Raw genomic sequence first — 15,159 nt, 5'->3', positions numbered from 1 at the left:
CTTTGAAGCCTATTCAGATGACAGGGCCGCGTAAGCCAACGTCGGCGCAACGATACGCGACGAAGGGCGACGAAGTGCAAACGCGGTGCAGGCGCGCATGATGCCAGATTCGCACGGATGCAATGAAAAACGCCTGCCCGTGAGGGCAGGCGTCTTGCGAAACACAAGCGGCAACTTGCGCTGCGGCTTAAGGCTTGACGGTCGCGTCGGAAGCAGGCGCGGCCGGCTTGCCCGACCGGCGGTGGTGCGCACCGCCTTCAGCCGGCTGACGGCGGAAGGTTTCGTCGGCGAGCTTCTTCTGTTCCGGCGAGAAGCTGGTGTAAAGCGGGTCGAAGGCATCGACGAGTTTCTTCGTGCCGTCGGCGTGAGCCTGCGTGATCTCGGCGTAGCCCTTCATGTCGTCGAGCGCGGACACGTTCGGATTCGCCCTGCGCTGCTCGAACAGATGGCCCATCGTTTCACTGTTGCTGCGCATGACGTCGGCGAAGTTGTTCCATTGCGACTCCTGCGCCGACGTGATTTTCAGTTGCGAATGCAGATAGTTGATCCGATCTTCGACGCGCTGCTCGTGGCGTGCCTTGACCTGCGTCTGCGAGGCGGCCGCCGACGATGCGCCTGCGGGCGCTGCCGTCTGTGCGAATGCGGCGCTCATCGACAATGCGGAAGCGAGAATGGCGAGCGTTTTTTTCATTGAGACTCCTGTTGTCGGTTCGTATGGGTGAAGCTTGACGAAGCGTTATGCATATGCGTGCGGCGCACATCAGGGTGCTATTAGTATCACGTTATCGCCCCATTGCGACTGCATTGCGACAACTGCTTACAACCGAAACGATCGGGAAAAATAGCCGGTGGATAAATTCGTCAGCATGGAAATCTTCGTTGCCGTGGTCGAAGCGGGCAGCCTGACGGCGGCCGCCGAGCGCTTTCAGCTGTCGTCGGCAATGGTCGGCAAGCACATCCGCTCGCTCGAAACGCAGCTCTGCGCGCGGCTTCTGACGCGCACGACGCGCCGTCAAAGCCTCACCGAGATCGGCCGCCAGTATTACGAGCAATGCCGGCGCATTCTCGCCGACGTGAAGGCCGCGGAGTCGCTCGCGGAATCGATGACGTCCGCGCCGCGCGGCACGCTGAAAGTGACGGTGCCGCTCACGTATGGCGTCGAAGTGTTCTCGCCTGCGATGACCGACTATCTGAGCGCATGGCCCGACGTCAGCCTCGAACTCGATCTGTCGAACCGTATCGTCGATCTCGTCGAAGAGGGCTTCGACGCCGCTGTGCGCATCGGCCGCCTGCCGGATTCGAGTCTTGTCGCCAGGCCGTTGAAGCCGTACCGGATGCGCGCGTGCGCATCGCCCGCGTATCTCGCGCGCATGGGCACGCCGAAGACGCCCGCCGATCTCGTGAATCACGAGTGCCTCGGCTTTCTGCATTGGGGCCGCGAAGGTCTGTGGCGTTTCGACGGCGTTGCCGCAACCGACTGTCAGCTGCGTCCGGGGCGTTTTCGCGCGAACAATGGCCAGGCGCTCAAGGTGGCGGCGCTGCGCGGCTTCGGGCTGGTGCTTCAGCCGGAAGCGCTGCTCGCGCGCGAGATCGAACGCGGCGAGCTCGTCTGCGTGCTCGAGGACTGGCTGCCCGATGGCGCGCCCGTGCATCTGATCTATCCGCGTGACGGCCGCCCGACGCCGAAGCTCACGACGTTCATCGACTTCGTGATCGAGCGCTTCGGCGCGTGACGCATCTCCCGACGTGAAAGCGCAATATGTGCAGTCCGCATGTATTCGCGCTGCGGGGCGCGGGGTGCATAATCCGCGTAGTCCCGTAATCCACGTTTGCGGCTCGCCGTGCGGCGAGCTTCCACCTCAACGCTGACCTTGAATCGATGAGACCACCGCGCCTCGATCAACTCGACGAACTCGACCGCAACCTCGTTGCACTGCTGCAAGCCAACGCGCGCGAAAGCGTCGCGAATCTCGCGCGACAGCTGGGCGTCGCGCGCACGACCGTGATCGCGCGCATTGCGCGGCTCGAAAAGACCAACGTGATCGCGGGCTATAGCGTGCGGCTCGGGCAGGACGTGCTCGACGCGAGCATCTATGCGTACGTCGGCATCATCATCGCGCCGAAGTACGGACCCGACGTGCAGAAGAAGCTGAACCGGATGCCCGAGGTGCAGTTGCTGTGCGCGGTGAGCGGCGAGTTCGATTACGTCGCGTGGCTGCGCGCCGATTCGCCCGAGCGCCTGAACGATCTGCTCGACCAGATCGGCGGACTCGCGGGCGTCGAGCGCACGACGACCTCGATCATCCTGTCGCGCAAGATCGATCGCGGAATGATCGGCGGATGAGTGCACGCGGGCTCGCTCCATGCGCGCTTGTTAAGCGCCGCATACGCCCCGCGTTTACGCGGTTTTGATATGACTTCGACAAATCGTCGGGATGGCTCGTCGAATCGTCGAAGTTCATGGTCATTGCGCAGCACTTTGCGCCTATAAACCGACTGGCCTTCTCCCTAAACTTCTTTACAGAGGTTCGCTGCGGCGCGCCGTTCACGCTGGAGACAGCATCCATCGAACAGAGAACAAAGGAGAAGCGCATGAAAGTTGCCATCGTTGGCGCAGGTCTGATCGGTCACACCATCGCGCACATGTTGCGTGAGACAGGCGACTACGAAGTGGTCGCGATGGACCGCGATCAGCACGCGCTCGACAAGCTGGCCGCGCAAGGCATCCCGACCCGCCGTGTCGATTCCGCCGATGCCGCCGCGCTGCGCGCCGCCATCCAGGGCTTCGACGCGCTCGTCAACGCGCTGCCGTATTACCTCGCGGTGAGCGTCGCGACGGCGGCGAAGGGCGCGGGCGTGCACTATTTCGACCTGACGGAAGACGTGCGCGCGACGCACGCGATCCGTGCGATCGCCGACAGCGCCGAGCACGCGTTCATGCCCCAGTGCGGTCTCGCGCCGGGCTTCATCGGCATCGCCGCGCACGAACTGGCGAACCGCTTCAGCGAAATCCGCGACGTGAAGATGCGCGTCGGCGCGCTGCCCGAGTTTCCGACCAATGCGCTGAAATACAACCTGACGTGGAGCGTCGACGGCCTCATCAACGAATACTGCCAGCCGTGCGAGGCGATCCGCGACAGCCGCCAACAGTGGGTGCAGCCGCTCGAAGGGCTCGAGCATTTTTCGCTCGACGGCACCGAGTACGAGGCGTTCAACACGTCGGGCGGTCTGGGGACGCTGTGCGAGACGCTGGCGGGCCGCGTCGAGACGCTCGACTACAAGTCGGTCCGCTATCCGGGCCATCGCGACCTGATGCAGTTCCTGCTCGAAGACCTGCGTCTTGCGACCGACCGCGACACGCTGAAGACGATCATGCGCCGCTCGGTGCCATCGACGGCCCAGGATGTCGTGCTCGTCTTCATCACGGTGACGGGCGTGCGCGACGGCCAGCTGGTGCAGGAAGTGTTCACGCGCAAGATCTTCGCGAAGACCGTCTGCGGCGTGCCGATGAGCGCGATCCAGATCACCACGGCGGGCGCGATGTGCGCAGTGCTCGACCTGTTTCGCGAAAAGAAGCTGCCGCAAAGCGGGTTCGTGCGTCAGGAGCAGGTGTCGCTGCGCGAGTTCCTCGCGAACCGTTTCGGGCAGCTGTACGAAGGCCGCGCGCTGGACGCGGTGGCGACCGTCTGAGCATCTGACCGGCGCACGAAAGACGAAGCGGGACCGAGGGGCATCGCGAACGGATGAGGCTCCACAGAGGGTCGCCTGAGAGGCAATAGCGAAGCGGGCGTTCGACCAAAAAGGTCGAACGCCCGTTTTTGTTGTCCGGCGCGTGCAGAAGGCATGTGCTAAAGGGTTGTGCTGAAGCCGCGCGACGGAGCGTGCGTCAGACGGGCATCGGCGGCAGCATCACGCCGGCATGTTGCGGCGCCTGCACGATCTGCGCGAGCAGCGCGTCGTAATCGGCGGGTACGGGCGCGGTGTTGTCGAACATCAGCAGGCCTTCGCACTGGCCGCCTGTGGGCACGAAGCGGCGTTGCCGGTACTCGTCCCAGTGCGCGAGCTTGTACGCGTCGTTCGGATTGCCGCGCGCGAGAATGCGCTCGCGCGCCGTCTCTTCCGACGTCGCGACCCACACGACGCTGATCTTCACGTCGTTCGGCACGCCGAGCCACGCGTGATCGAAGAGCTTGCGCTCGCGCACTTCTCGCGACAGCGGCCCGACGGCAATCACGCCGATGCCGAGCCGCAGATTCTCGGCGGCCGTATCGAACAGGCCGCGATATTCGGGATCGCGAAAATGCTGGAGAAAAAGCGGGCTGTCGCGATCGTTCGGATCGCCCGTCAGCGCGCCGATCGCGGCCGCGCTATAGGCGCCGTAGAGCGTGTCCTTGTCCAGCAGACAGAAGGCATGGCCCGTCGCTTTCATCAATGGGCCGATCAGCCGTTTGGCGAGCGTCGTCTTGCCGGTGCCCGCGTGGCCACAGATAAAAACCAGTTGCGTCACGTGGATGAGTCCTCGGTACTGGAAGGTGTGGGAGCGGGTGCGTCGTCGCGGGTGAACGTGCCGTTCGCCTCGAGCCACATCGCGTTGATGATCCCAAAGCCCAGCGCCACGCCAATGCCCAGAATCCAGCTGAAATACCACATCGAAGCCTCCCTGAAGCGCTGCGCCGCTTGCCCGCGCCGCGGTCGATGCGGCGCCCCCTGAACCGATCTTGAACGCGAAGGCGGCATGCCGCAACCCCTATGCCATCCGGCCAGGTTGACTGCGCGATTGTAGGTGATATCATTGCTATCACACGTGTACCGGGGAATCGAAATGGCAAATCTGTTGGTCCGAGGTCTGGACGATGCGTTGGTGCAGAGCCTGCGTGAGCAGGCCGCGGCTCACGGGCGCAGCGTCGAAGCAGAACATCGGGAAATCCTGGCGCAGGCGCTCTTTCAGCCTAAGAAGCTCAGCTTTGCCGAGTTGCTGATGAGCATGCCGGACGTCGGCGAAGACGTCGACTTCGAGCGCCTGCATGACGCAACTGACGAAAGCGAGGGACCGGGTGTATTTGATTGATACCAATGTAATCAGCGAAATGCGCAAGAGCAGCCGCGCCAATCCTGGCGTTCAGGCATTTTTCGAAGCAGCGAGAGATGAGGGGCATCGCTTGTATCTGTCGGTCGTGACCGTCGGAGAGTTGCGGCGCGGCGTCGATCTGATCCGGCATCGCGGCGATAAGTTTCAGGCGCTGCGGCTGGAAGGATGGCTCGATACGATCATCGATTCGTTCAGCAGCCACATCCTGAATGTCGGCACCGACGTCGCGCAAACTTGGGGCCATCTGCGCGTGCCTCATCCCGAGCACTCGCTCGACAAGATGATCGCGGCGACGGCTCTGATCTACAACCTGACCGTCGTGACGCGCAACGTGGCAGACTTCGACGGAACGGGCGCGCGGGTGCTGAACCCGTTCCAGCCGGCGGAAGAATAGCGGGGGCGGCAATACAGCCGGTGCAGACGGGCACGATGTCCGTACAACGATGCGAACAACAGCAAGCGCGCTGTGTGGAACGGGAGAGGATGGGACCGGGGTAAGTGCTGAAGCACTAACTCCAGCCGACAGCTAAAGCGCCAACTCCGGTCGACCGCCTTGCGTGGGACCGGGGTAAGTGCTGAAGCACTAACTCCGGTCGACAGGGAGACGAAGGATGAGACGCAAGCAAAGCCTGGCGACGCGCGCCGCCGCAGCGGCACGCGCGGCGCTGTCGGTCACGCTGTTGATTGCCGTGGCGCTCGTCGCCGGTTGCGCATCCACGCCCGCCGACAAGGTGCCGTTCAAGGACGTGCCCGCCGAGCGCATCGTCAAGCCGGAGGTCACGCAGCCAGGCACGGGCAAGGTGGCCGTCGACCTGCGGCGCGAGCGGACCGACAACGTTATCGTCCGCTTTCGCGATGCCCTCGTGTATGTCGACGGCGAACGCGTCGCGGACATCATGAACGGCGAGCACATCGTCTTCTGGCTCACGCCCGGCACGCACCGCATCGCGGTGTCGACGCAGTTCGACCCTGTCGTGGAGATCGGCTTCATCGTGACGCCGGACACGCGCTATTCGAATCGCGCCAGTGTTTCGTTCAACGACGATCACCGCATCATGCTGCGGCGCGTCGCCAATTGACGGGCAGGCTCGACGCATCATTCACAATTCGACACACCGCGCCGGTTCGAGCCGACGTAACATCGGGGACTCGTATCGCACGCCGCGCTCATGCCGGCTTTGCGTCGCGAACGGGCGGCACACGAACAGGACAACCGCCCATCGCGACTAACCGCTTTCAATCCGCGAAGCCGAATCGTTTTCAAGGTATTCAATCATGCTGATCAACTGCGCCGCGTATCAGGATGGCCGCAAGCTGGCCGACATCGAGATCGACGACATCAGCGTTTATGTCGCCAAATCCGAGTGCTTCGTTTGGGTCGCGTTGAAAGACCCGAGCCCCGACGAGCTCGAAGTGATGAAGCACGAATTCGGGCTGCACGAACTGGCCGTCGAGGACGTGCGTCACGGTCATCAGCGTCCGAAGATGGAGGAGTACGGCAATTCGCTGTTCGCCGTGATGCACACCATCGAGACCGACGACGACGGCGAGTTCGTAATCGGCGAGGTCGATGTGTTCGTCGGCGCGAATTACGTGCTGTCGGTGCGGCGCGGCACGCGCCACGGCTTCCAGGAAGTCCGCGCGCGCTGCGAGCGCGAGCCGCAGTTGCTGAAGGAGGGCGCGGCGTTCGTGCTGTATGCGCTCGCCGACAACGTCGTCGACCGCTACTTTCCGATTCTCGAAGCCATCGGCACCGAGATCGAGGAAATCGAAGACCGCATCTTCGACAAGCACGACCTCGCCGCGTCGCGCGCGATCATCGAAGATCTGTACTCGTTGAAGCGCCGCCTCGTCATGCTCCAGCATCACATCGCGCCGCTGCTCGAAGGCATTAGCAAGCTCACGGGCGGACGCATTCCGTCGATCTGCGTCGGCATGCAGGCGTACTTCCGCGATGTCTACGATCACCTCGACCGCATCGTGCGGACCATCGAGGGGCGCCGCGAAATGATCGTCACGGCCATTCAGGTCAATCTCGGCATGATCTCGCTCGCCGAGAACGAAGTGACCAAGCGCCTCGGCTCGTTCGCCGCGCTGTTCGCCGTGCCGACCATGATCGCCGGCATCTACGGGATGAACTTCCAGGAGATTCCCGAACTGCACTTCAAGTTCGGCTATCCCATCTGCCTGCTGGTGATGCTGCTGATCGACCTCGCGCTGTACCGGGGCTTCAGGAAGGCGAACTGGCTGTAGCGCGCGGGCCGCGTCGTCGAAGTCCTTAGCGCTTCGTCAGCGCGAGCCGCACGCCCAGGCCGATGAACCCCGCGCCCACCACGCGGTCGATCCAGCGCCGTACGGCCGGTTGCGAGCGCACGGCACGCGCGGCCGTCGCGGCGAGCCACGCGACCACGCAATCGTTGATGAGCCCGAGCGTCACGAACACCGCGCCCAGCACGAGAAAGGCCAACGTCTTGTGCGTGCTGTCGGCGCTGACGAACTGCGGGAAAAACGCTATATAGAAGAGCAGCACTTTCGGGTTCGACGCGTTCGTCACGAAGCCGCGAAAGAGCAGCGTGCCGCGCGAGAGCCGCGGCGCGTCGGGCGGCGCTTCGCCCTTCGCCACGGCCGTAGCCGTCGGCCACAGCATTCTGAGGCCGAGATACATCAGGTACGCGGCGCCGATCCATTTGACTGCGTTGAACGCGCCCGGCGAGGCCGCCAGCAGCGCCGTGATGCCGAGCGCGCACGCAACTGTATGCATGCAGCCGCCGAACGCAACCCCGACGGCCGACAGCAGCCCCGCTCGCCGTCCCTGTGCGATGCTTTGACCGGCAACATACGCGATGTCCGGTCCGGGCGTGAGATTGAGCACCGTGACGGCGGCGAGAAAGAGCGGGAACTGGCTGATACCGAGCATGACGACTCCATGTTGGACGGCTCGCACGCCGGCATGGCCGTCGTGACGATCGCAACGCGCGAGCCAAAGACAGGCCATACGAACCATCGGCCCATGATACGCATATCGCACCTGTTGCGCCGATCACGACGGCCAAGGCTTTTTCCCTCTTTTCCCTTGCCGCGCGCGAGAGAACGAGCCAGCATAGGCGTCCTGCCTGCCGCGGAACTTGCGGCTTGCGGGGATGGAAAACAGCAAGGCAGTACCGGCGCGTTGCAACGCCGGGCATCACGAGCGCCGCTGCGCGTGGGACGCGTTCTGGCAACAGGCGGCTCCCATCGCGCAGGCCGATCAACGGGCAGAACCAAGCGAGCGATCCGTGCCACGACGTCATTCGAAGCACCGCCGAAGCTTCGCGGCAACACTTACGTCCAAAGGCGCCAGGCCTTGCGCACGGCATGCGTCGCGGGCGCGATGTGCAGCGCAGCACCGCCCATCGTTGACATCGCGAACAGGCACCGTCGAGAATATCGCTCGCAAACGTTTGCGCACAAACAAAAACGGACTCGCCCCGAGTCCAACAACTGGAGATACCACATGAACCACCGCATTCGTCGCCGTGTCCTGATGGCCGCTGTCGCATTCACGGCCGCTGCCGTGCCGTTCTCGTCGGCGTGGGCTCAGGCCGCCAAAAAACCGAAAGTCGCGCTCGTGATGAAGTCGCTCGCCAACGAGTTCTTCCTCACGATGGAAACGGGCGCGAAGGACTATCAGAAGCACAACGCCAGCACCTTCGACCTGATCACGAACGGCATCAAGGACGAGACGGATACGGCGAACCAGATTCGCATCGTCGAGCAGATGATCGTCTCGAAGGTCGATGCGATCGTGCTCGCGCCGGCGGATTCGAAGGCGCTGGTGCCCGTGGTCAAGAAGGCGGTGGACGCCGGCATCATCGTCGTGAACATCGACAACCGGCTCGACACCGACGTGCTCAAATCGAAGGACCTGAACATTCCGTTCGTCGGTCCGGACAACGCGAAGGGCGCCGAAAAGGTCGGCGACTATCTGGCGAAGAAGCTGAAGTCGGGCGACGAGGTGGGCATCGTCGAAGGCGTGTCGACGACGACCAACGCGCAGCAGCGCACGGCCGGCTTCAAGGCGGCGATGCAGAAGGTCGGCGCGAAGGTCGACACGGTGCAGTCGGGCGAATGGGAAATCGACAAGGGCAACGCGATCGCATCGTCGATGCTCAACGCCTATCCGAACATCAAGGCGCTGCTGTGCGGCAACGACAACATGGCGATCGGCGCGGTGTCGGCCGTGCGCGCGGCGGGCAAGCAGGGCAAGGTCTACGTGGTCGGCTACGACAACATCAACGCGATCAAGCCGATGCTGAAGGATGGCCGCGTGCTCGCCACGGCCGACCAGTACGCGGCGAAGCAGGCCGTGTTCGGCATCGACGTGGCGTTGAAGGCGATCGCCGGGCACAAGAAGCAGGCGGACCTGTCGGGCGTCGTCGAAACGCCAGTCGATCTGGTCACGAAGTAAGGAGCCCGCGCGGGCCGCGCGCGAACATGCAGCGTGCACGGCGGCCACGGTCCGCGCGTCGAGGTAAACGAGTGCTCAAGAAATCCGCCGCGCCGCCGTTATGCCAGAGGTAAGCGTAATGAAGGCAAGCCGGCCGCGCGAGCAGACGGACGGGTGCAGCCCGAAAAGCCGCTTCTTCGGGATGCGCACGGCTTCGGGCCCGCTGTCCGCATGACGGGTGCAGCCGTGCGGCGGCGCTGCACGACGGACGGGCGCACGAGGCGCAGTCCGCTGCAGCGCTGCGCGGCGGCTACGAGATCTGGATCACGATGGCATCAACCGACCAAGACGCATTGCCTGCCGAACTGTCCGTCACGGGGATAGGGAAGACCTATGCCGAGCCCGTGCTGGCGGACGTGTCGCTGGCGTTGCACGCCGGGGAGGCGCTCGCGCTGACGGGCGAGAACGGCGCGGGCAAGAGCACGCTGTCGAAGATCATCGGCGGGCTCGTCGATCCGACGACGGGCTCGATGCAGCTCGCGGGCGAGCCGTACGCCCCCGCGAGCCGGACGGAAGCGGAAGCGCTCGGCATCCGCATGGTGATGCAGGAGCTGAATCTGCTGCCGACGCTGTCGGTTGCCGAGAACCTGTTCCTGAACCGACTGCCGCGCGCGGGCAAGCTGGGCTTCGGCTGGATCGACCGTCGCAAGCTGCGCGAGGACGCGCGCGAGGCGATGGCCCAGGTCGGCCTCGAGGCGATCGACCCCGATACGCTCGTCGGCGAACTGGGCATTGGCCATCAGCAGATGGTCGAGATCGCGCGCAATCTGATCGGCGACTGCCGCGTGCTGATCCTCGACGAGCCGACGGCGATGCTGACGGCGCGCGAAGTCGACCTGCTGTTCGAGCAGATCGACCGGCTGAAGGCGCGCGGCGTCGCGCTGGTCTACATCTCGCACCGGCTCGAAGAGCTGGCGCGTGTCGCCGAGCGTGTGGCCGTGCTGCGCGACGGCAGGCTGGTGCGCGTCGACGCGATGGCGAACCTGACGAGCGACCAGATCGTCACGCTGATGGTCGGCCGGGAGCTCGGCGAGCGCATCGATCTGGGCGCGCGCAACATCGGCGCGACGCTGTTGAAGGTCGACGGGATGACCCGCGCGCCCGTCGTGCGCGACGTGTCGTTCGAGGTGAAGGCAGGCGAGATTTTCGGCGTGAGCGGTCTGATCGGCGCGGGCCGCACGGAACTGATGCGGCTCATCTACGGCGCGGACCAGAAGGATGCCGGCACGGTGTCGCTGGCCGCGACGCCGGGCGCGGCGCCAACGCCCGTGCCGATCGGCACGCCATCGGACGCCGTGAGGCACGGCATCGCGCTGATCACGGAAGACCGCAAGGGCGAAGGTCTGCTGCTGCCGCAGCCGATTGCGGCGAACGTGTCGCTCGGCAATCTGCGCAGCGTCGCGAAGCATGGCATCGTCGACGCGAGGCGCGAGAACGCGCTCGCGAAGCGGCAGATCGACGCGATGCGCATCCGCACGTCGGGGCCGGCGCAGCCGGTCGGCGAGCTGTCGGGTGGCAATCAGCAGAAGGTCGTGATCGGCCGGTGGCTCGCGCGCGATTGCAAGGTGCTGCTATTCGACGAACCGACGCGCGGCATCGATGTCGGCGCGAAGTTCGATATTTATGGATTGATGGGCGCGCTGGCCCGCGAAGGCCGTGCGCTGGTGGTCGTGTCGAGCGACCTGCGCGAGCTGATGCTGATCTGCGACCGGATCGGCGTGATGTCGGCGGGGCGCATGACGGGTGTCTTCAGGCGGGACGAGTGGACGCAGGACGCGCTGCTCGCCGCGGCATTCGCCGGCTATCGCAATCGCGAAGCCCTGCTGCACCCGCATGAGGCGCACGAAGGAGAGACTCAGTCATGACGGATCAACGGGTCACGGGAGGCGCGGGCAAGGAGCCGGCGGCCGCGCCCGCCGGCGTGACGGCGACGGCCGCTCAGGCAGCCGATCCGTCGGCCCCGCTCGCGAGCGGCAAGCCGGCGGGCACGCGCCTGGGCTTTTCGAACTACCTCGGGCTCGTCGGCGCGCTGGTCGCGATGATCGCGCTGTTCTCGGTGCTGAGCTCGCACTTTTTGACGTTCGAGACGTTCGTGACGATCGCGAACCAGATCCCCGATCTCGTCGTGATGTCGGTCGGGATGACGTTCGTGCTGATCATCGCGGGCATCGACCTGTCCGTCGGCTCGGTGCTGGCGCTCGGTGCATCGATCGTGAGCGTCGCGTCGCTGAAGTGGCAGCTCGGGCCGATCGTGGCGGCGGCGCTCGGCCTCGCCGCGGCGGCACTGACGGGCACGATCACGGGCGCCGTGACGGTGGGCTGGCGGATTCCGTCGTTCATCGTGTCGCTCGGGGTGCTCGAAGCGGCGCGCGGCCTCGCGTATCAGATGACGAACTCGCGCACCGCGTATATCGGCGACGCGTTCGATTTCCTGTCGAACCCGATCGCCGTCGGCATCTCGCCGGCGTTCCTGATCGCGGTGGCCGTGATGATCGTCGCGCAGCTGGTGCTCACGCGCACGGTGTTCGGCCGCTATCTGGTCGGCATCGGCACGAACGAGGAAGCCGTGCGGCTAGCGGGCGTGAACCCGAAGCCATACAAGGTGATCGTGTTCGCGCTGATGGGCGCGCTGTCGGGGCTGGCGGCGCTGTTCCAGATCTCGCGTCTGGAAGCGGCCGACCCGAACGCGGGCGTGGGGCTGGAGCTGCAGGTGATCGCGGCCGTCGTGATCGGTGGAACGAGTCTGATGGGCGGGCGCGGGTCCGTCATCAGCACGTTCTTTGGCGTGTTGATCATATCGGTGCTCGCGGCGGGCCTCGCGCAGATCGGCGCGAACGAACCGACCAAGCGCATCATTACGGGGGCTGTGATCGTGATCGCGGTCGTGCTGGATACGTACCGCAGCCGGCGCAAGCGCAATTGAAAGCGGGGCGGCCGCCGTGGCGCGGGACGGCAGTCGCCTGGGAATAACTTAACGAGAGCACCGCGGATGCAGCATGAGCTGCATTGGCCAGCAGTAAGAACAGGCAGGGGGTTTTAGCATATGGCGACGATCAAGGATGTGGCGGCCATCGCCGGCGTGTCATTCACTACGGTGTCGCATGTCGTGAACAATACGCGGCCGGTGTCCGCGGATGTGCGCTCGAAGGTCGAACTGGCGATCCGCCAGCTCAACTATGTACCGTCCGCGGTCGCGCGGTCGCTGAAGGCGCGCTCGACGGCGACGATCGGGCTCGTGGTGCCCAACAGCACCAATCCGTACTTCGCGGAGCTGGCGCGCGGCATCGAGGACGGTTGCGCGCGCAATGGCTACTGCGTGTTCTTCTGCAACTCGGACGACGATCCGGCGAAGCAGCGCAACTATCTGCGCGTGCTGCAGGAAAAGCGCATCGACGGGCTGATCGTCGCGTCGGCGGGCGACGATGCGACGCTGGCGCAGACGCTCGCCGATTCCCGCGAGCCGCTCGTGATCGTCGACCGGAACATCGAAGGGGTGTCCGCCGATCTCGTGCAGATCGACCACGAGAAGGGCGCCTATCTCGCCACGCGGCATCTGCTGCAACTAGGGCATTCGAAGATCGGCTGCATCACGGGCCCGATCGAGACGGCCGTCAGCGCGATGCGCGTGCACGGCTTCATTCGTGCGATGGCCGAGCGCGGCATCGAGATCGCTCCGAACGGCATCGTCGAAAGCGATTTCTCGGGCAGCGGCGGATACCGCGCGGCAGGCCAGCTGTTCGACACCGTCCAGCCGACGGCGATCTTCGCGGGCAACGACATGATGGGCATCGGCGCGCTGCGCGCGGCGGCCGAACGCGGCCTGCGCGTGCCGCAAGACTGCTCGATCATCGGTTTCGACGACATCGAGCTGGGGCGCTTCACCTATCCGGCGCTGTCGACGGTCGGCCAGTCGGTGCGCGCGCTCGGCGAAATGGCGGCACAGACGCTGATCGAGCGGATCAATGGCTCGGCGGCGGATATGACCTTCCGCCGCCGCGTGATTGCGCCGCGCCTGATCCTGCGCGAGTCGACGGCTGCGTTTGCGGGGGCGCGGCGCAATATCAAGGCGGCGTGAGGCTGCTGGACAAGAGGACGGCGCGGGCGATGTGCGCCGGCAGGCAAGACGATGGAGGCAGTCGTGGCAACGAATGACGCGCGCGGGCACGTGACCGTGGTCGGCAGTCTGAACATGGATCTCGTCGCGCGCGCGCCGCGCATGCCGCAGCCGGGCGAGACGCTCGCCGGCCACGCGTTCGCGCAGGTCCCGGGCGGCAAGGGCGGCAACCAGGCGGTGGCGGCCGCGCGTCTCGGTGCGCAGGTCGCGATGCTCGGCTGCGTCGGCGCGGACGCGAACGGCGCGCAGCTGCGCACGGGGCTCGAAGCGGAGGGTATCGACTGCGCCGCGCTCGAAACGAGCGCGACGGCACCGACGGGTGTCGCGCTCATCATCGTCGACGATGGCAGCCAGAACGCGATCGTCATCATTGCGGGCAGCAACGGCGAAGTGACACCCGACACCGTCGCGCGCCACGAAGCGGCGCTTGCGCGCGCGCAGGTCGTGATCTGCCAGCTGGAGACGCCGCCCGCGTCCGTCCACGCCGCGCTCACGGCGGCGCGCCGGCTCGGCAAGACCGTCATCCTGAATCCGGCTCCCGCCGTGGGGCCGTTGCCCGCCGACTGGCTGCCGCTCGTCGACTACCTGATTCCAAACGAGCTCGAAGCGGCGACGCTGACGGGGCTATCCGTTTCGTCGCCGGAAGAGGCGATGCTGGCCGCCGATGCGTTGCGCAACGCGGGCGCGCGCAACGTGATCGTGACGATCGGCGCACAGGGCGTGGTGGCCGCGACGGGCGGCGAGCCGCCCCGGCATTTCGACGCGCCGCGCGTGCGGGCCGTCGATACGACCGCGGCCGGCGATACCTTCATCGGCGGCTTTGCCGCGCAACTGGCGCAAGGGGCGAGCGTGGCGGACGCGATCCGCTTCGCGCAGCGCGCCGCGTCGATTTCCGTCACGCGCGCCGGCGCGCAGCCGTCGATTCCGACCCGCGCGGAAATCGGCGGGGCGTGAAGCGTTTTCTTTCCTTCCCGAACGCCTCTTGTTCTCTGGCGGGCCACGTGGCGAGGGCCTGCCGCCACTGCCGTTCTTCCCCGGCGCTTGTAACAATTACAGGTGGACGGCGGGCGCGGGGTTCGTCAGACGACGGGCGCTTCAGTGCTTCCTCGCATTAAAAAGACATTGGCAAGGCGCATTGCAGCCTGCTCCAGATACGTGCCGACGCACCAAAAGCGGGCTTGAAGATGCCGGTTTGAAGCACAGCCTCTGTTGTGTTGCGCGAGCGACAGTAACGAATGCGCCAATAAGTCCGCCGCCTGTTCGAGCAAAACCGTATGCGCGCACGGCCGTAGCGCCGGCTCAAATAATGCCCCAGTTGCCATGCTCTCCTTTCTGACCGCCTGAGCCGACTCAGCGCGCCAATGTTCCGGTACATTGACGAACGCGGCGGCGAATGTGCCGTTGTACGCATGCCGCATCACAGCACGTGCGAGCCGTATGCAGGGACGGCTTCACGCGCGTGTTCGCCGC

Annotated in this window: 17 protein-coding genes; 12 read left to right on the top strand and 5 right to left on the bottom strand. The window is 65.3% G+C overall.

Annotated elements, in window-relative coordinates:
• Positions 1 to 187 precede the first annotated feature (187 nt).
• Positions 188 to 691 carry a Spy/CpxP family protein refolding chaperone gene (locus BN2476_RS16735; protein ID WP_087735290.1) on the bottom strand — a complete coding sequence of 168 codons (504 nt, stop codon included), beginning with the start codon at positions 689 to 691 and terminating at the stop codon, positions 188 to 190.
• A gap of 157 nt (positions 692 to 848) precedes the next feature.
• On the opposite strand from BN2476_RS16735, the gene BN2476_RS16730 reads away from it, so the two are divergent.
• The 3 genes from BN2476_RS16730 (at position 849) to BN2476_RS16720 (ending at position 3,690) form a co-directional block, all read left to right on the top strand.
• Complete coding sequence (locus tag BN2476_RS16730; protein ID WP_087735289.1) at positions 849 to 1,733, top strand: LysR family transcriptional regulator; 885 nt, start codon at positions 849 to 851, stop codon at positions 1,731 to 1,733.
• 146 nt (positions 1,734 to 1,879) lie between these two features.
• Positions 1,880 to 2,344 carry an Lrp/AsnC family transcriptional regulator gene (locus BN2476_RS16725; RefSeq protein ID WP_087735288.1) on the top strand — a complete coding sequence of 155 codons (465 nt, stop codon included), beginning with the start codon at positions 1,880 to 1,882 and terminating at the stop codon, positions 2,342 to 2,344.
• A 248-nt stretch (positions 2,345 to 2,592) separates the two neighbouring features.
• Positions 2,593 to 3,690 (top strand): saccharopine dehydrogenase family protein, encoded by a 1,098-nt coding sequence (locus BN2476_RS16720; protein ID WP_087735287.1) that lies wholly within the window; start codon positions 2,593 to 2,595, stop codon positions 3,688 to 3,690.
• 196 nt (positions 3,691 to 3,886) lie between these two features.
• Here BN2476_RS16720 and BN2476_RS16715 read toward each other — a convergent pair whose 3' ends face one another.
• Positions 3,887 to 4,507, bottom strand: a complete 621-nt coding sequence (locus BN2476_RS16715) for a P-loop nucleotide/nucleoside kinase family protein (RefSeq protein ID WP_087735286.1) — start codon at positions 4,505 to 4,507, stop codon at positions 3,887 to 3,889.
• Complete coding sequence (gene cydX / locus BN2476_RS16710; RefSeq protein ID WP_087735285.1) at positions 4,504 to 4,650, bottom strand: cytochrome bd-I oxidase subunit CydX; 147 nt, start codon at positions 4,648 to 4,650, stop codon at positions 4,504 to 4,506. The genes BN2476_RS16715 and cydX overlap by 4 nt, the downstream gene beginning before the upstream one ends.
• Before the next feature lie 172 nt (positions 4,651 to 4,822).
• Here cydX and BN2476_RS16705 point away from each other — a divergent pair, with 172 nt between their 5' ends.
• The 4 genes from BN2476_RS16705 (at position 4,823) to corA (ending at position 7,342) form a co-directional block, all read left to right on the top strand.
• On the top strand, positions 4,823 to 5,068 hold the full coding sequence (locus tag BN2476_RS16705) for a FitA-like ribbon-helix-helix domain-containing protein (protein WP_087735284.1): 246 nt from the start codon (positions 4,823 to 4,825) through the stop codon (positions 5,066 to 5,068).
• On the top strand, positions 5,055 to 5,483 hold the full coding sequence (locus BN2476_RS16700; RefSeq protein WP_087735283.1) for a type II toxin-antitoxin system VapC family toxin: 429 nt from the start codon (positions 5,055 to 5,057) through the stop codon (positions 5,481 to 5,483). Before BN2476_RS16705 ends, BN2476_RS16700 begins: the two co-directional genes overlap by 14 nt.
• Positions 5,484 to 5,700: 217 nt before the next feature.
• On the top strand, positions 5,701 to 6,168 hold the full coding sequence (locus tag BN2476_RS16695; protein WP_087735282.1) for a hypothetical protein: 468 nt from the start codon (positions 5,701 to 5,703) through the stop codon (positions 6,166 to 6,168).
• A gap of 196 nt (positions 6,169 to 6,364) precedes the next feature.
• The gene (gene corA, locus BN2476_RS16690) at positions 6,365 to 7,342 is read left to right on the top strand and encodes a magnesium/cobalt transporter CorA (RefSeq protein WP_087735281.1); all 978 of its coding nucleotides are present in this window, start codon (positions 6,365 to 6,367) and stop codon (positions 7,340 to 7,342) included.
• Positions 7,343 to 7,367: 25 nt separating this feature from the next.
• Here the strand turns inward: corA and BN2476_RS16685 are convergent, their stop codons facing one another.
• Complete coding sequence (locus BN2476_RS16685) at positions 7,368 to 8,006, bottom strand: LysE family translocator (RefSeq protein WP_087735514.1); 639 nt, start codon at positions 8,004 to 8,006, stop codon at positions 7,368 to 7,370.
• A gap of 576 nt (positions 8,007 to 8,582) precedes the next feature.
• Between BN2476_RS16685 and BN2476_RS16680 the strand changes: the two genes are divergently transcribed.
• The 5 genes from BN2476_RS16680 (at position 8,583) to rbsK (ending at position 14,643) form a co-directional block, all read left to right on the top strand.
• The gene (locus tag BN2476_RS16680) at positions 8,583 to 9,536 is read left to right on the top strand and encodes a sugar ABC transporter substrate-binding protein (RefSeq protein WP_087735280.1); all 954 of its coding nucleotides are present in this window, start codon (positions 8,583 to 8,585) and stop codon (positions 9,534 to 9,536) included.
• A gap of 308 nt (positions 9,537 to 9,844) precedes the next feature.
• On the top strand, positions 9,845 to 11,440 hold the full coding sequence (locus BN2476_RS16675; RefSeq protein WP_087735279.1) for a sugar ABC transporter ATP-binding protein: 1,596 nt from the start codon (positions 9,845 to 9,847) through the stop codon (positions 11,438 to 11,440).
• Complete coding sequence (locus BN2476_RS16670; RefSeq protein WP_087735278.1) at positions 11,437 to 12,498, top strand: ABC transporter permease; 1,062 nt, start codon at positions 11,437 to 11,439, stop codon at positions 12,496 to 12,498. The genes BN2476_RS16675 and BN2476_RS16670 overlap by 4 nt, the downstream gene beginning before the upstream one ends.
• Positions 12,499 to 12,618: 120 nt before the next feature.
• The gene (locus BN2476_RS16665; RefSeq protein ID WP_087735277.1) at positions 12,619 to 13,650 is read left to right on the top strand and encodes a LacI family DNA-binding transcriptional regulator; all 1,032 of its coding nucleotides are present in this window, start codon (positions 12,619 to 12,621) and stop codon (positions 13,648 to 13,650) included.
• Between the two features lie 63 nt (positions 13,651 to 13,713).
• A complete protein-coding gene (rbsK, locus tag BN2476_RS16660) occupies positions 13,714 to 14,643 on the top strand; it encodes a ribokinase (RefSeq protein ID WP_087735513.1) in 930 nt (309 codons plus the stop codon).
• A 125-nt stretch (positions 14,644 to 14,768) separates the two neighbouring features.
• On the opposite strand, the gene BN2476_RS45555 is transcribed toward rbsK, so the two are convergent.
• Positions 14,769 to 15,107 carry a hypothetical protein gene (locus tag BN2476_RS45555; RefSeq protein WP_143810981.1) on the bottom strand — a complete coding sequence of 113 codons (339 nt, stop codon included), beginning with the start codon at positions 15,105 to 15,107 and terminating at the stop codon, positions 14,769 to 14,771.
• Between the last annotated feature and the right edge of the window lie 52 nt (positions 15,108 to 15,159).

Origin of the sequence: Paraburkholderia piptadeniae (assembly GCF_900007165.1) — a bacterium.
GTDB lineage: Bacteria > Pseudomonadota > Gammaproteobacteria > Burkholderiales > Burkholderiaceae > Paraburkholderia > Paraburkholderia piptadeniae.
This window is presented reverse-complemented; position numbering and strand designations above follow the sequence as displayed.

Bases quoted from the DNA above. Each gene is read 5' to 3' on its own strand.
- BN2476_RS16735 (WP_087735290.1), bottom strand. From the start codon at position 691: ATGAAAAAAACGCTCGCCATTCTCGCTTCCGCATTGTCGATGAGCGCC.
- BN2476_RS16725 (WP_087735288.1), top strand. From the start codon at position 1,880: ATGAGACCACCGCGCCTCGATCAACTCGACGAACTCGACCGCAACCTC.
- BN2476_RS16720 (WP_087735287.1), top strand. From the start codon at position 2,593: ATGAAAGTTGCCATCGTTGGCGCAGGTCTGATCGGTCACACCATCGCG.
- cydX (WP_087735285.1), bottom strand. From the start codon at position 4,650: ATGTGGTATTTCAGCTGGATTCTGGGCATTGGCGTGGCGCTGGGCTTT.
- BN2476_RS16705 (WP_087735284.1), top strand. From the start codon at position 4,823: ATGGCAAATCTGTTGGTCCGAGGTCTGGACGATGCGTTGGTGCAGAGC.
- BN2476_RS16695 (WP_087735282.1), top strand. From the start codon at position 5,701: ATGAGACGCAAGCAAAGCCTGGCGACGCGCGCCGCCGCAGCGGCACGC.
- corA (WP_087735281.1), top strand. From the start codon at position 6,365: ATGCTGATCAACTGCGCCGCGTATCAGGATGGCCGCAAGCTGGCCGAC.
- BN2476_RS16685 (WP_087735514.1), bottom strand. From the start codon at position 8,006: ATGCTCGGTATCAGCCAGTTCCCGCTCTTTCTCGCCGCCGTCACGGTG.
- BN2476_RS16680 (WP_087735280.1), top strand. From the start codon at position 8,583: ATGAACCACCGCATTCGTCGCCGTGTCCTGATGGCCGCTGTCGCATTC.
- BN2476_RS16675 (WP_087735279.1), top strand. From the start codon at position 9,845: ATGGCATCAACCGACCAAGACGCATTGCCTGCCGAACTGTCCGTCACG.
- BN2476_RS16670 (WP_087735278.1), top strand. From the start codon at position 11,437: ATGACGGATCAACGGGTCACGGGAGGCGCGGGCAAGGAGCCGGCGGCC.
- BN2476_RS16665 (WP_087735277.1), top strand. From the start codon at position 12,619: ATGGCGACGATCAAGGATGTGGCGGCCATCGCCGGCGTGTCATTCACT.
- BN2476_RS45555 (WP_143810981.1), bottom strand. From the start codon at position 15,107: ATGCGGCATGCGTACAACGGCACATTCGCCGCCGCGTTCGTCAATGTA.